The sequence below is a fragment of the Catellatospora vulcania genome, from assembly GCF_009720385.1.
Lineage (GTDB): Bacteria > Actinomycetota > Actinomycetes > Mycobacteriales > Micromonosporaceae > Catellatospora > Catellatospora vulcania.
Window position 1 is genome coordinate 746885 of sequence record NZ_ML769302.1, and the last position, 14687, is coordinate 761571.

Annotated in this window: 10 protein-coding genes; 6 read left to right on the plus strand and 4 right to left on the minus strand. The window is 72.3% G+C overall.

What is annotated here, in order from left to right; translation table 11 throughout:
• Nucleotides 1–107 precede the first annotated feature (107 nt).
• Both F6W97_RS07725 and F6W97_RS07730 read right to left on the minus strand, forming a co-directional pair.
• On the minus strand, nt 108–1226 hold the full coding sequence (locus F6W97_RS07725) for a chaplin family protein (RefSeq protein ID WP_196279010.1): 1119 nt from the start codon (nt 1224–1226) through the stop codon (nt 108–110).
• A gap of 756 nt (nt 1227–1982) precedes the next feature.
• Nucleotides 1983–2660 (minus strand): Crp/Fnr family transcriptional regulator, encoded by a 678-nt coding sequence (locus tag F6W97_RS07730; RefSeq protein WP_120317442.1) that lies wholly within the window; start codon nt 2658–2660, stop codon nt 1983–1985.
• A gap of 242 nt (nt 2661–2902) precedes the next feature.
• Between F6W97_RS07730 and F6W97_RS07735 the strand changes: the two genes are divergently transcribed.
• From F6W97_RS07735 to F6W97_RS07755, 5 genes are all read left to right on the plus strand, one after another.
• Nucleotides 2903–4084 (plus strand): CapA family protein, encoded by a 1182-nt coding sequence (locus tag F6W97_RS07735; protein ID WP_155369586.1) that lies wholly within the window; start codon nt 2903–2905, stop codon nt 4082–4084.
• A gap of 10 nt (nt 4085–4094) precedes the next feature.
• Complete coding sequence (gene nth / locus F6W97_RS07740) at nt 4095–4835, plus strand: endonuclease III (RefSeq protein ID WP_196279011.1); 741 nt, start codon at nt 4095–4097, stop codon at nt 4833–4835.
• 98 nt (nt 4836–4933) lie between these two features.
• Nucleotides 4934–5680: a TlpA disulfide reductase family protein gene (locus tag F6W97_RS07745; protein ID WP_196279012.1), complete on the plus strand. Its 747-nt coding sequence runs from the start codon at nt 4934–4936 to the stop codon at nt 5678–5680.
• A 22-nt stretch (nt 5681–5702) separates the two neighbouring features.
• On the plus strand, nt 5703–6389 hold the full coding sequence (locus tag F6W97_RS07750) for an NUDIX hydrolase (RefSeq protein ID WP_155369412.1): 687 nt from the start codon (nt 5703–5705) through the stop codon (nt 6387–6389).
• Between the two features lie 4 nt (nt 6390–6393).
• Entirely contained in the window at nt 6394–7572 is a 1179-nt protein-coding gene (locus F6W97_RS07755; RefSeq protein WP_155369413.1) for a MarP family serine protease, read from the plus strand.
• Nucleotides 7573–7591: 19 nt separating this feature from the next.
• On the opposite strand, the gene mycP is transcribed toward F6W97_RS07755, so the two are convergent.
• Together mycP and eccD are read right to left on the minus strand one after the other, a co-directional pair.
• Nucleotides 7592–8806 carry a type VII secretion-associated serine protease mycosin gene (gene mycP / locus F6W97_RS07760; protein WP_407924552.1) on the minus strand — a complete coding sequence of 405 codons (1215 nt, stop codon included), beginning with the start codon at nt 8804–8806 and terminating at the stop codon, nt 7592–7594.
• Between the two features lie 151 nt (nt 8807–8957).
• Complete coding sequence (eccD, locus tag F6W97_RS07765) at nt 8958–10406, minus strand: type VII secretion integral membrane protein EccD (protein ID WP_155369416.1); 1449 nt, start codon at nt 10404–10406, stop codon at nt 8958–8960.
• A gap of 213 nt (nt 10407–10619) precedes the next feature.
• On the opposite strand from eccD, the gene eccCa reads away from it, so the two are divergent.
• Nucleotides 10620–14630, plus strand: coding sequence for a type VII secretion protein EccCa (gene eccCa, locus F6W97_RS07770; protein ID WP_155369418.1), 4011 nt, complete (start codon nt 10620–10622; stop codon nt 14628–14630).
• Nucleotides 14631–14687: the final 57 nt, after the last annotated feature.

Below are 14687 nucleotides of genomic sequence, written 5' to 3' on the forward strand. Positions count from 1 at the left end.
GCTGCCGGCCTGCCGGCGGGGTGAGGCGGGTGCAGTGTTTCGCCGGTTCCGGTCCGCGGGTGACTTCTCAAGTCATCGTGGGCCGTGCCCGCCGGCAGGCCGGACGGCTACTGGTTGGCCGACGCGCCGCCGACGCTCCAGGCGGCCGCGTCACCGAGCACGCCGACGGCCACGCCGCTGACGTTGATCGGGATCTGGATCGGCGCGTACACCTGGGTGCCGTTCAGAATGCCGTGGTTGCCGGCGCTGATCATCTTGACGTCGCCGTCGTGCCGGTGGTGCTTGCCCTGGTGGTGGTCGTGGTCGTGACCGTGGTCCGGGCAGGGCTGCGGGCGCGGCTTCGGCTTGGGCTTCGGGTGGTGGTTGTGGCCACCGCCGTTGCCTCCGCAGCCGCTGTTGCAGGTCGTGCCGGTGCCGCCGCCGTTGCCGCCGTTGCTGGCGTTGTGCTCGGCGGCGTCGCTCTCGGTGTCGAACTGGCCCATGGTGCCGACCGCGTCCAGGGCGTCGATGTCGATCGCGTCGGCGTTGCGCGCCACACCCTGGCCGCCCAGCAGACCGCCGACAACCGGCAGGCCGCCCTTCGTCAGGTTGCCGACCAGCGGCAGGCCGCCGTTGCCGAGGCTGCCGACGAGCGGGAGACCGCCGTCGGTGAGGTTGCCGACCAGCGGCAGCCCGCTGCCACCCAGGTTGCCGACCAGCGGCAGGCCGCCGTTGGTCAGGCCGCCCACCAGCGGCAGGCCGCCCAGCAGGTCACCCGACTCGGTCGACTCGCGGTCGTAGCCGCCACCGCACTGGCTGTCGCACTGGTGCTTCTTCTTGTGGTGGTGACCGTCGAGGTCGGCGCTCGCGCCGCCCTTGCACTTCGCCGCGGCGTTGCCGAGCACGCCCGCGGCCACGCCGCACACGTTGATCGGGGCCTGGATCGGCGCGAAGACCTGGGTGCCGTTCAGGATGCCGTGGTTGTTGGTGCTGATCAGGTGGGCGTCGTACACACCCTCCAGCTCGGCGGCGCTGCCACCGACGCAGCCGGCGATCGCGTCGCCGCCCACGCTCGCGGCGACACCGCAGAGGTTGATCGGAGCCTGGATCGGAGCGAAGACCTGGGTGCCGTTGAGCACCCCGGTGTTGCCCGCACTGATGACGGTGGCCTCGGCGTACGCGGCGGTGCCGGTGGCCATGACTGCGCCGGCAGTGAGCGCGCCGACCTTCAGTGTGCGTCGAACCAACGTGTTCATAGTGGTAGGGACCTCTTTCGATCGTCGGAGACATCCGACCGACCGATCGGGGCGGCGCCTGAGGTGTCCAGTTCGCCCAAGCACAGGCGAAAGGTCACCGCACGATCGGTCAATGTGGACACGTCTAGCCGCGCTCAATTTGCGAGGTTCGCGACCACTCGGACCAACGAAGTCCCTCATGGGCTGACATGTCAGCGACAAGTTCCCGACACTTTGACCAGCCAATATGCACAGGTATGTCCGGATTTCGTACGAATCCAGAGGGTTCCGTCACCACCTGCCCTCACACCTAACGACGCGGACCCTCATCCGTCGCTCGGCCCACCTACCCCAACCGAACGTATGACCTCGCCGCCGGGCCAGGCCGGGCCGGGACCGCACCAAGGTCATCCGACTTGCCCGGCAGGTGCGCGTATCTTGAGCCCGCATACGCCCGTGTACCGGGCAAGTCGAGCGATCATGAGGGCTGAGCCCTCCGCGGCGGGCGGCCGGGGGACGGGCGGGCGGAGCGCGCAGGGCGGCCAGGACGCGCGGGCCGGCCAGGACGAGCAGGGCGGTCAAGACGCGCGGGGTGCGCAGGGGGCGCAGGGGCCCGGGCAGGGCGGGGCAGGGCGAGGTGGTCAGTGCGGGCAGGCCGGCCGGCGTGGGCATGACGCACGGGGCGAGCGCCGCCGGGCCGGACACAGGCGCGCCCACCGTCGCGCGCCGGGTGGGCGCGGGAGGTGGGCGCGTGTGTGGTGCGGAAGGTCAGACGCGGGCGCGGCGGGCCAGGCGCTCCGGGTCGAGGATGATGACGCTCTTGCCGTCGAGGCGCAGCCAGCCGCGGGAGGCGAAATCGGCCAGGGCCTTGTTCACCGTCTCGCGCGAGGCGCCGACGAGCTGCGCCAGCTCCTCCTGGGTGAGGTCGTGGGTCACCCGGAGCACGCCGCCGTCGCGGGTGCCGAAGCGGCCCGCCATCTGCAGCAGGTTCTTGGCGACCCGGCCGGGCACGTCGGTGAAGATGAGGTCGGCCAGCGCGTCGTTGGTGCGGCGCAGGCGGCGGGCGAGCACCCGCAGCAGCTGCTCGGCGATCTCCGGCCGGTTGTTCAGCCACGGGCGCAGGGCCTGCTTGCGCAGCCGCGCCAGTCGCACGTCGGTCACCGCGGTGGCGGTGGCGGTGCGCGGGCCGGGGTCGAACAGGGACAGCTCGCCGAGCATGTCGGAAGGACCCATCACGGAGACGAGGTTCTGCCGGCCGTCGGCGGCGCGTCGACCCAACTTGATCTTGCCGGAGAGTACGATATAGAGGCTGTCCCCTGGCTCACCCTCGTTGAACACGATCTCGCCCTTGCGGATCTCGATCGTTTCCATCTCACGAGCAAGTGCCTCGGCGGCCTCCGGGTCGACACCCTGGAAGATCCCGCTACGAGCCAGCACCTCGTCCATCGCCTACCTCCATCGACGCGGATCGTGGGCATACCGTGGATTAACTCGTCGCTACACGTACGCCGCGCGAGGTCAGTCTAGGCGCACGCAGGTGGCAACCGGACGCCAACCCCCGTAATCCTGCGACCTGCTCCGGTGCCGGTCGTGGCACCGGGCGGGTAGAGTGCCCGGCGATGTCCATACACCCCCTGAGCCGCCCCGATACCCCCGCATCGTCGCCCGAAACGCCGCCCCGCTCCACCATGGACCGGGTGTTCGCATCGCTTCGTGCACGGCCGGGGGTCTCCGCCGCGGGCGCGATCGTGCTCCTTGTCACAGTCGTCGGCCTCGGCTTCTCGGCCGTCACCTCGCCCGCCGAGGCGGTGACAGCGCAGTGGCACGCGCCCGAGGGCGCCGCCGTCACGCCGACTGCCGCGCCGGCCGAGCCCACTGCGGACCCGGCGGCCAACGCCATCAGTATGTCCGCGACCGGCGACATCATCATGGGCGACGCGCCGCAGGATCTTCCGCCGAACGGCGGCAAGGGCTACTTCGACAAGATCAAGCCGTTGCTGCCGGCGGACCTGGTGATGGGCAACCTGGAGCAGCCGATCACGGACGAGACGGGCACCGGCAAGTGCCCGGCGCCCAAACCGGGCGAGCCGGTCAACTGCCACCAGTTCCGGGTGCCGCCGTCCTACGCCAAGCACTTGGTGGACGCCGGGTTCGACCTGCTCAACACGGCCAACAACCACAGCCGCGACTACGGCAGCACCGGGTTCACCAACACCCAGAAGGCGCTGGACGCGGCCGGGCTCAAGCACACTGGGGCCACCAATCAGATCACCGTCGTCGACGTCAAGGGCGTCAAGGTGGCGGTGCTGGGCTTCTCCTCGTACGCGGGCAACAACAGTCTGCTCAACCTGACCTCGGCCAAGAAGGTCGTGGCGAAGGCCGCGGAGCAGGCCGACCTGGTTGTGGTGCAGGTGCACATGGGGGCCGAGGGCGCCGAGAAGAGCCACGTCCGGCCGGGCACCGAGAACTTCCTCGGCGAGAACCGGGGCAACCCGCACGCGTTCTCCCGCGCCGTGATCGACGCGGGCGCCGACCTGATCATCGGGCACGGGCCGCACGTGGTGCGGGGCATGGAGTTCTACAAGGGCCGGCTCATCGCGTACAGCCTGGGCAACTTCGCCGGTGGCGGCCAGCTGCGCAGCGAGGGCCGGCTGGGCTGGGGCGGTGTACTGAAGGTGACGCTGAACAAGGACGGCAGCTTCGTCTCCGGCCAGTTCCAGTCCACGATCTTCAGCGGTGCGCACGGCGTCCCGCAGCCCGACACCAAGGATCGCGCGCTCGGCCTGATCACCCAGATGACCAAGGACGACTTCGGCAAGAGCGGCGCGGTGCTGAGCGCGGACGGGGCGATCAGCTCACCCGCGACGTAGGCTCTCTGCCGTGGTATCGGTGACGGGCGAGACCGACCTGGCGCGCAAGCGCCGGGTCCGGCGAATGGCGCGCGAACTCGCCGTCATCCATCCTGACGCGCACTGCGAGCTGGACTTCACCGACCCGCTCGAACTGGCGGTCGCGACCATCCTGTCCGCGCAGTGCACCGACGTGCGGGTCAACATGACGACGCCGGCCCTGTTCGCGAAGTACCGCACCGCCGCCGACTACGCCGGAGCGGACCGGGTGGAGCTGGAGGAGATGATCCGCCCGACCGGCTTCTTCCGGAACAAGGCGGCCTCCCTGATGGGGCTCGGCCAGCAGCTCGTCGACCGGTTCGGCGGGGAGTTGCCGCGTACGCTGGCGCAGCTGGTGACGCTGCCGGGCATCGGGCGCAAGACCGCCAACGTGATCCTCGGCAATGCCTTCGGTGTCCCCGGCATCACCGTGGACACCCACTTCCAGCGGCTGGTGAACCGCTGGGCCTGGACCGAGGAGACCGACCCGGTCAAGATCGAGCACGCGGTGGGCGCACTCGTCGAGAAGCGCGACTGGACGATGCTGTCGCACCGGGTGATCTTCCACGGCCGCCGGGTCTGCCACGCCCGCAAGCCCGCCTGCGGGGCCTGCCCGCTGGCAAGCATGTGCCCGTCGTACGGCGTCGGCCCCGTCGATCCCGCCGAGGCGGTCAAGCTGCTCAAGGGCCCGCGTACCGCGGAGATCGCCGCCCTCGCCGGAGTCGGCGCATGAGCCCTCGCGCCCTCAGCCGGGACCCAGCCGGAGCCGCATTTTCGGGGAAAGTGCTGCCATCTGCTCCGATGAAGCAGCAACTTCCCCGAAAGAGCGCCATGGCGGTGGCCGCTCTGGCGGCGACGCTGCTGGCCGCGTGCACCTCGACGGGTGGAGTTGCCGGGCCGGACGAGACCGTGCCACAGCCGTTCGCGGCATGCGCCACGCTCAGCGGCGGTGCCGCGACCATTGCCCCGTCGGCGACTCCCCGGGTCACCACGGCACCGGCCACGGGTGCCGCGAGCGGTCGGCCGGTGCCTGCGTCACCCTCGGTCGTCCAAGGAGCGGTCGTGCCGACCACCGGCCACGACGGGCCCATCGCGACACTGCCGACCAGCTCGGCGCCGAAGGCGAACGGCGCGGCCGCCAGCGGTTCACCGGCCCGCCGGGACACCCGGGTGATCAATCTTCCTGAGCTGACCCTGGAGTGCATGGCCGGCGGCGAAGCGGTGCGCCTGTCCTCGCTGCGCGGTCCGCTCGTGATCAATCTGTGGGCCTCCTGGTGCGGGCCGTGCCGCAGGGAGCTGCCCGTGTTCCAGCGGCTGGCCGACAGCGGCCGGGTGTCGGTGCTCGGCGTGGTGACCGAGGACGGCCGCGACGCCGCCGCCTGGCTCGCCGACGAGCTGAAGGTGAGCCTGCCGAGCGTGTACGACCGGTCCGGCGGGCTGAAGGTCGCCGTGGGCGAGAACCTGCTGCCGCTCACGCTGTTCGTCGGCGCGGACGGCCGGGCGAGCGTCTACCGCGACGTGGCGCTGACCGACCAGACCCTGGAGCAGCTGCTCCAGCAGCACTTCGGTCGCGTATGAACGAGCGCTCCGAGGAGAAGGCATGAGTGAAGTGGTCACCGGGCAGCTGCCGGCGTGGTTCGAACCGCTGCTGACCCGGGTGCGCGCCGCGCGTGCCGTCGACTTCACCCGCATCCCGACACCCGACGAGGGCGGCCGGCCCGCGGCCGTGCTCATCCTGCTGGCCGAGGGCGAGCACGGCCCCGACGTGCTGATCATGCAGCGCAGCGCGACCCTGCGTAACCACGCCGGCCAGCCGGCCTTCCCCGGCGGCGCGGTCGAGCCGGCGGACGCCGACCTGAGCGCGACAGCCCTGCGCGAGGCGAACGAGGAGGTCGGGCTGGACCCGGCCAGCGTCACCGTGCTGGCGCAGCTGCCCACGCTGTGGATCCCGGTGACCGACTTCCTGGTCACCCCGGTGCTGGCCTGGTGGCATACGCCGCACCCGGTCGGCGCGCACGACCCGGGCGAGGTCGCGCACGTGGCGCGGCTGCCGCTGGCCGAGCTCGCCGACCCGGACCACCGCCTGCGGGTACGCCATTCCAGCGGGTGGATCGGCCCGGCCTTCCAGTCGCGCGGCATGCTCGTCTGGGGTTTCACCGCGGGTGTGCTGTCCGCGCTGCTGGAACTCGGCGGCTGGGCGCGGCCCTGGCCCACCGACCGGATCGAGGCCCTGCCCAGCTCGCCCGCCACGCTTAGTGGCACCGCCGATGTCCCTTCCGTAGGCTGAGCCGATGTCGGTCGTCGACGGTGTCCTGATCCTCCTGCTGCTGCTCTTCGGCGTGAGCGGCTACCGGCAGGGCTTCGTGGTGGGCATGCTCTCGTTCATCGGGTTCTTCGGGGGCGCCCTGATCGGCCTTCAGCTCGGCCCGCTGCTGGCGGGGCTGCTCACCGACCAGGTGCTCAAGCTCGTGGTGTCGCTCATCGCGGTGTTCGGCCTGGCCGTGCTGGGGCAGTCGCTGGCCGGTTGGTGGGGCGGCAAGTTGCGGCGGGCGATCACCAACCGGGCCGGGCAGACGGTCGACGACCTGGGCGGCGCGGTCGTCTCCGTGCTCGCCGTGGCGCTGGTGGCCTGGCTGGTCGCGGTCCCGCTGAGCGACGCCTCGCAGCCCTGGCTGGCCAAGGCGGTGCGCAACAGCAGCCTGCTCGCCGCCATCGACTCGGTGATGCCGGGCGAGGCGAAGACGCTGACCGAGGCACTGCGCGACACCGTCGACACGAACGGTTTCCCGGAGGTCTTCGGCGACCTGGTGCCCACCCAGGTCAAGGACGTGCCCGCGCCGGATCCGAAGCTGGCCGGGTCGCAGGTGGTGCTGAACGCCAAGAAGTCGGTGGTGAAGGTGCTCGGCAGCGCGCCGAGCTGCAGCCGCCGCATCGAGGGTTCCGGTTTCGTCTTCGCCGACGAGCATGTGATGACCAACGCGCACGTGGTGGCGGGCACGAAGACGATCCGGATAGAGCTCAACGGGGCCCGGCTGTCGGGCCGGGTCGTGGTGTACGACCCGGAGCGCGACCTCGCCGTGATCCATGTGCCGTCGCTGAAGGCGCCCGTGATGCGATTCGCGAACTCAGCCGCCAGGAGCGGCGCTGACGCGATCGTGCTGGGCTTTCCACTGGACGGGCCGTACAACGCGCAGTCCGCCCGGGTGCGCGACGTCGGCGACATCACCGGCCCGGACATCTACGAGGACGGCACCGTCACCCGCGAGGTCTACACCATCAAGGGCCTGGTGCGCAGCGGCAACTCGGGCGGCCCGCTGGTCTCCGCGGACGGGACCGTGCTCGGCGTGATCTTCGCGGCGGCCGCCGACGACCCGAACGTCGGGTACGCGGTCACCGCCGACGAGGCCTCCACAGTCGCGCTGATGGGCCGCACCCGTACGAGCGAGGTCGGTACCGGCAAGTGCGCCTGAACGGCAGCCGCCGGCAGGTCTAGCCGAGGGCCGCGGGCCGCAGGTCGAGGAGCGGGCCGGGAGCGGCTTCGAGCCGGACGAGGTTGAGCCCGCCGCGCTCGCGGCGCGGCAGCACGTCACCGTCGACCGGCGGCGTGGCGGACGGCGACGTGGCCGGGGTCGGGGTGCTCGTCGAAGGGCTGGTGGCCGGGCTCGGCGCGGTGCCGAAGCCCGTCTTGCCCGGCGGGGGCGCGTTGTCCAGCGAGTTCGTCACCACCGGCGCGACCTCGGCGGTGAGCGCGGCGACCGGATCCACCAGGCCGAAGCCGTACTTGTCGTCCCGTCCCGAACGGCCGAGGTCCTGCGCGGTCGAGATCAGGCGCTGCACCACGTCGGCGGCGGGCATGTCCGGCCAGCGCGAGCGGACCAGCGCCGCGGTCGCGGAGACCAGCGGCGCGGCGAAACTGGTGCCCTGCACCTTCCAGTAGCCGCCGGGCCGTGCGCCGACCAGGTCGGTGCCGGGCGCGGACAGCACGGCCTGTGCGCCGGTGAGCGAGCCAGGCCAGAGCAGGTGGCGGTCGCCGGGGGCGATCGCGGTGACGGCGAGCACGCCCGGCTCGCGGGCCGGATACCAGATCTCGGTGGGGCCGCCGGTGCTCACGTTGCCGACGCAGGCGACCACGACGACGTCCTTGTCGAACGCGTAGTCGATGGCCTCGGCCAGCGCGTCGCTGGTGACGCTGCCGCCAAGGGACAGGTTGACCACGTTCGCGCCGTGGTCCACCGCCCAGCGCACGCCCTCGGCGACCACCCGGGCGTCGTCGTACTTGTTGCCCTCGTCGAGCACCCGCACCGGCAGGATCTTCGCCTTCGGCGCGAGCCCGATCACCCCGCGGCCGTCGTCGGAGCGGCCCGCGATCAGCGCGGCGACGGTGGTGCCGTGGCCGACCGGGTCGTCGCGGCCGTCACCGGAGCTGTCCACCAGGTCCAGCCCGCTCAGCACCTGGCCGTTCAGGTCGGGATGGTCGCCGACGCCGGAGTCGACGACCGCGACGACGACGCCCGCTCCGTCAGCCAGCTGCCAGGCCCGCGTGGCCTGCAGCGTGCCCAGCTGCCATTGCTCGTCCGTGGTCCCGGCGCGGGAGGCGCGCTGCTCGGCGGCGTCGGCCCGCAGCTGCGACACCTCGGACACGGGCGCGTCCTGCGGGGTGGTCGCGGCGATACTGCCGAGCGCGGCCAGGGTCAGCGCGCTCACGACACGTAGCAGCGCCGTCGCATCTTTCCGCGGCACGGCGCTGACCAGTCGGGGCGTCCGGAGTCTGGGCACAGTTCCGCCATTCTCACACGTGTTCCGGCGTGGAGAAAGAATCGCCGCCCCTCTCGGTGACGCGAACCGGTGGACCCGGCTACGCCGCCCAGCCCTGGATCAGCCCGTACACGCCGAGCACCCAGGCCGCCACCGGCACCACCGAGACGACGACGAGCAGATCGAACAGGTCCGCGGCGCGGCCGACGTACGGCGAGGGGGCCTTGCGGGACCAGGTCTGCCCGGCCAGCACGATCACCAGGGCCAGCACGACGGTGCCGACCGCGAAGAAGGCCCGGCCGCTGCCCTCGGACAGCCACACGGCCGCGCCCAGCAGGAGCAGGTGGCCGAACAGGCCCGCGGCGACCAGCGGCACCCGCTGGCGCACCGTGACGAACAGGCGCGAGCGCAGCAGCAGCGCGGTCGCGCACACCGCGACGAGCACCCGGCCGGCCGTGCCGCCCGAGGTCACCAGGATGAACCCGGCAGCCGCCATCAGCACGGCGTACCCGATGAGCATGCCCGTGAGCAGCTCCTCCGAGCGCGCCACGGCGGCGAAGACGCGGGAGCGGTCGGGCAGGTCGGCGGCGTTGCGGGCCGTCGGGACCGTCGCGAAGGCGCTCTCGCCGTCCGCCGGGCGCGGCGGCGTCACCGAGGGCACCGGCACCTTGCCGAACCGGATGGCCAGCACCGGCACCAGGCCGATGCCGCAGACCAGGGCGCTGACCAGCACGGCGGCCGCACCGGCCGCACCGAGCCCGGCGAGCAGTGCGGTCAGCGCGCCGAGCAGGCCCGCCGTGCCGCCCGCCGTGAACACGCGCAGGCCGTGGCCCACCCCCGCGGCGCCGAGCACCGCGAACAGCAGCACCGCCACGCAGCCGACCAGCAGCTGCGCCTCACCGAGCCAGCCGGGCAGGCCCGGTGCGCCGACCCCGTCCGCGCCGCCGAGCACCAGCGCGCCGCCCGCGAACGCGTACGGCAGCGCGAAGCCCGCCAGCGCGCTGCCGGTGACGCCGTCGCCGTACGCCCGGGACGCCAGCACGCCGCCGACCAGCAGCAGCACCGCCACGGTCAGCGCGAGGTAACCGCCCGGCGTCCACTGCGGACCGCCGTGCACCAGGGCCAGCACGCCCGCCACCAGCAGCACGCCCGCGCCGACCAGGGTCGCCATGCGGGTGGCCGCCGGGGTCCACACGGTGCCGCGGCGGCGAGCCCCCTCGGCGATCGCCTCGACGACGTCGTCGTACTCCAGTTCCGGCCACTGCTCCTGGGCCGGGACCAGGTGCAGGATCTCACCGTCGCGCACCGACTGCTGCTGCAGCGACATGGTCTCGGTCAGCGGGTTGCCGTCGGCGCGGCGCAGCACCCAGCCGCCGTGCTGCTCGCCGTCGTCGGCGAGGCCGACCCCGGCGTGGCGCAGCAGATCCGGTAGCAGATCCACCACCGTCACCTGCTCAGGCAGCGCCACGTCGACGCGGCGCTGCGGGGTGTGCAGCGTGATGCGGGCAAGGCCGGTGGGGGACGCGGTCGTGGCGGCGGGGTAGCTCACCCGGTACGTCTACCACGTTGTGCCGCAGCGCGTCATCCCGCGCCGTTCCCGCGCACGGGCGCACAACCGTGGCATGGCCTAGCATGGCGGGCGTCGTGCCCGCGAGAGCGGCCGCTCGGTGTCATCCTGCAGCGAAGCGTAAGGATGGCAGCGATTAAGGCTGCGGCAGCGGGCACGCCATGACTCAGCCGACCGTCTTGGGGAGGGCGTCGCATGGGTACGGTGATCGTCAAGCGGGCACCCCGGCGTCCCGCGCCCGAGATTCCGGCCGGGGAGCTCGTCATCGACGCGCCGCCGGAGATTCCGCAGGCCGCGGGTGGACGCTGGCAGCAGGCCATGATGATCCTGCCGATGCTGGGCAGCGGTCTGGGCATGGCGATGATGGTCGGCCGCGGCAACGGCGACAAGATGTCCTATGTGGCCGGCGGCATGATGGGCGTCTCCAGCCTCGGCATGATCGCCGCGAGCCTGATGAACGGCGCGGGCCAGCCGAAGAAGGCCGAGATGATGGCGGCGCGGCGGGAGTACCTGCGCCACCTCGCCGGGCTGCGCCGCCGTGCCCGCCAGGCCGTCCAGCAGCAGCGCACCGGCCTGTTCTACCGCCACCCCGACCCGCAGCGGCTGTGGTCCACGGTGGACAGCTTCCGGCTCTGGGAGCGCCGCCCGCACGACCCCGACTTCGGCATCGTGCGCGTGGGCATCGGCCCGCAGTCGCTGGCCACCCCGCTGCTGCCGCCGGAGACCCGCCCGCTCGAAGAGCTGGAGCCGATGACCGCGGGGGCGCTGCGGCGCTTCCTCGACGCGTACTCCGTGGTTCCCGACCTGCCGGTGGCGCTGTCCATGCGCGGCTTCGGCCGGGTGTTCCTGCGCGGCGACAGCGCCGCCCCGCGCAACGACGGCATGTACAGCAGCAACACGGCCACCACCGGGTTCGCCGCCGACCACCGCGACGGCGGCGACGTGCACGGCCTGACCCGGGCGATGCTCGCGCAGCTCGCCGTGTTCCACGCGCCCGAAGACCTGGTCATCGCGATCTGCGGCTCGTCCTACCGTCGCGAGGCGTGGGACTGGGCCAAGTGGCTGCCGCACCACCAGCACCCGAGCCGGGTGGACGCGCTGGGCCCGGCCCGGCTGTTCGCCACCTCCGCCCAGGAGATGGAGGGCCTGCTCGCCGAGGTGCTGGCCGGTCGGCCGCGCTTCGGCGCGGGCGAGGCTGCGCCGCACGTCGTCGTCGTGCTCGACGGCGCGGACATGGCCGGGGCGGGGCAGCTCGCCGTGCCCGAGGGCCTGTCCGGCATGACGATCCTGGACCTCGACTCCCCGCCGCCGCGGCTGCTGGAGCGCGGCATGCTCACCCTCGAGGTGCGCGGCCGGGAGCGGGCGCTGCACACCGTCACCGCGTCCTCGGTAGCCGAGGTGGGCGTCGCCGACCGGCTCAGCGTGGTGGAGGCCGAGGCGCTGGCCCGCCGGCTCGCCCCGCTGCGCCTGTCCGCCACGACCGTCACCAGCAGCAACGCGATGACCTCCGAGAAGGGCCTGGCCGACCTGCTCGGCATTCCCGACCCGGAGCGTTTCGACGTGGCGTACGGCTGGTCGCCGCGCGCGAACCGCAACATGCTGCGGGTGCCGCTGGGCGTCGGGCCGGACGGCTCACCGGTCGAACTCGACATCAAGGAGTCCGCGCAGGACGGCATGGGCCCGCACGGCCTGCTCGTCGGCGCGACCGGCTCCGGCAAGTCGGAGCTGCTGCGCACGCTGGTGCTCGGCCTGGCCGCCACGCACTCCTCCGAGCAGCTCAACTTCGTGCTGGTCGACTTCAAGGGCGGCGCGACGTTCGCCTCGCTGGACCGGCTGCCGCACACCTCCGCGGTCATCACCAACCTGGAGGGCGAGAGCCACCTCGTCAACCGCATGGGCGACGCGATCACCGGCGAGGTGCTGCGCCGCCAGGAGCTGCTGCGCGCCGCGGGCAACTTCGCCAACCTCAAGGACTACGAGAAGGCGCGTACGGGCGGGGCCGCGCTGGCCCCGCTGGCCTCGCTGTTCATCGTCTGCGACGAGTTCTCCGAGCTGCTGACCGCCAACCCCGACTTCATCGACATCTTCGTCCAGATCGGCCGGGTCGGCCGGTCCATCGGCATCCACCTGCTGCTGGCCAGCCAGCGCCTGGAGGAGGGCCGGCTGCGCGGCCTGGACACGCACCTGTCGTACCGGATCGGCCTGCGCACCTTCTCCGCGATGGAGTCGCGGGCCGTGCTCGGCGTCGGCGACGCGTACGACCTGCCCAAGGCCCCCGGCCACGGCTACCTGAAGTTCGGCTCGGAGCCGCTGCAGCGCTTCAAGGGCGCGTACGTGTCCGGCTCGTTCAAGAAGGCGGGGGAGACCGCCGCCGCCCGCCGGGTCGACGGCCGCGACCTGGTCTACGACTTCAGCAACCACTTCGTGCCGGTGCCGCAGCGCCCGGCGAACGCCGAGCCCGAGGTCAACTGGGACGTCAAGCCGGGTGAGAGCCTGATGGACGTCATGATCGAGCGCATGGTCGGCCAGGGCCAGCCGGCCCACCAGGTGTGGCTGCCGCCGCTGGACGTCTCCGACCCGCTCGACCTCGCTTTCGGGCAGCTCGGCCTGGTCGAGGGCCGCGGCCTGACGGTCGCCAACCCGGACCTGCGCGGCGCGCTGCGGGTGCCGGTCGCCATCGTCGACAAGCCCGCTCAGCAGCTGCGCGACCTGCAGTGGCTGCGGCTGGGCGACGGGGCCGCCGGGCACGTGGCGATCGCGGGCGGCGGCCAGAGCGGCAAGTCGACCCTGCTGCGCACCCTGATCACCGGCCTGGCGCTGACCCACACCCCGCAGGAGGTGCAGGTCTACTGCCTCGACTTCGGCGGCGGCTCGCTCGGCGCGCTGCGCGACCTGCCGCACGTCGGCGGCGTGGCCGGGCGGCAGGACTCGTTGATGGTCCGGCGCACCGTCAGCGAGGTCGCGCAGCTGCTCAACATGCGCGAGACCCGGTTCGCCGAGCAGGGCATCGAGTCCATGGCGGCGTACCGGCGGCTGCGGGCCGCAGGGCGGTTCACCGACGACCCGTACGGCGACGTGTTCCTGGTCGTGGACGGCTGGAGCACGCTCAAGGAGAGCTACGAGGACCTGGATCCGGTCATCACGGACTTCGCGACCCGCGGTCTGGCCTACGGCGTGCACGTCGTGGCGACCTCGCTGCGCTGGCGCGACTTCCGGGCCAACATCCAGGACCAGTTCGGCAGCAAGATCGAGCTGCGGCTGGGCGACCCCGGCGACACCATCTGCCGGGTACGCAAGATCGCACCCCAGGTGCCGTCGCGGCCCGGTTTCGGCCTCACCCCCGAAGGGCTGTTCACGCTCGCGCTGCGCCCCGACGTGGACGCCGTCGGCGACCGCGACGACCTGGTCCGGCACATCGCCAAGCACTGGGACGGCATGCCCGCGCCCCGGGTGCGCATGCTGCCCAGCGTGTACGCGTACGAGCGGATGAACCTGGAGACCGGCGGGGAGTGGACGCTGCCCATCGGCATCGCCGACGACCTCACCCCGGCGACCGTCGACTTCTATGCCGACGTGCACCTCACCGCGTTCGGGGAGAGCGAGAGCGGCAAGTCGACGCTGCTGCGCCAGATCGCCCGCACGATCACCCAGCGGTACACCCCCGACCAGGCCAAGATGATCATCATCGACCCGCGGCGCAGCCTGCTCGGCGCGGTGACCACCGAGCACCAACTCGCCTACATCAGCAACCTGTCCCAGATCCGCGACTACATCGAGGCGATCCGGGTCAAAATGGAGGAGCGGAGGCCGCCGGACGGCACCCGCCCGCAGGACATGCCGCTGCGGCCCTGGCTGGCCGGGCGCGGTGAGTTCTTCCTCATCATCGACGACTACGACGTGGTCGTCTCCGGCGGCGGCCACCCCATCGAGCCGCTGGCCGACTTCCTGTTCCAGGCCCGCGACGTCGGCCTGCACCTGATCTCGGCCGCCGGCGCGAACTGGGGCGGCAACCGGTCCAGCTACGACGCGGCGCTGTCGCGCCTGGCCGCCGCCAACGCGCCCTACCTGATGCTGTCCGCCGAGAACATCGTGAGCGCACCGTTCGGCAGCCGGATGAAGTACGACCGCATGCCGCCCGGCCGCGGCCGCCTCATCACCCGCCGCGGCTCCCGGCTGGTTCAGCTCGCCGAGCTGCCCGCGTTCTGAGCCGCACACCACGCCGAAGGGGCGCGGCCGGAGACCTCTCCGCCGCGCCCCTTCGAC

What these genes read in the sequence shown, in the direction of transcription:
- F6W97_RS07730 (WP_120317442.1), bottom strand. Translation starts at nt 2,660, where the DNA reads ATGGACGAGGTGCTGGCTCGTAGCGGGATCTTCCAGGGTGTCGACCCG.
- F6W97_RS07735 (WP_155369586.1), top strand. Translation starts at nt 2,903, where the DNA reads ATGGACCGGGTGTTCGCATCGCTTCGTGCACGGCCGGGGGTCTCCGCC.
- F6W97_RS07745 (WP_196279012.1), top strand. Translation starts at nt 4,934, where the DNA reads ATGGCGGTGGCCGCTCTGGCGGCGACGCTGCTGGCCGCGTGCACCTCG.
- F6W97_RS07750 (WP_155369412.1), top strand. Translation starts at nt 5,703, where the DNA reads ATGAGTGAAGTGGTCACCGGGCAGCTGCCGGCGTGGTTCGAACCGCTG.
- F6W97_RS07755 (WP_155369413.1), top strand. Translation starts at nt 6,394, where the DNA reads ATGTCGGTCGTCGACGGTGTCCTGATCCTCCTGCTGCTGCTCTTCGGC.
- eccCa (WP_155369418.1), top strand. Translation starts at nt 10,620, where the DNA reads ATGGGTACGGTGATCGTCAAGCGGGCACCCCGGCGTCCCGCGCCCGAG.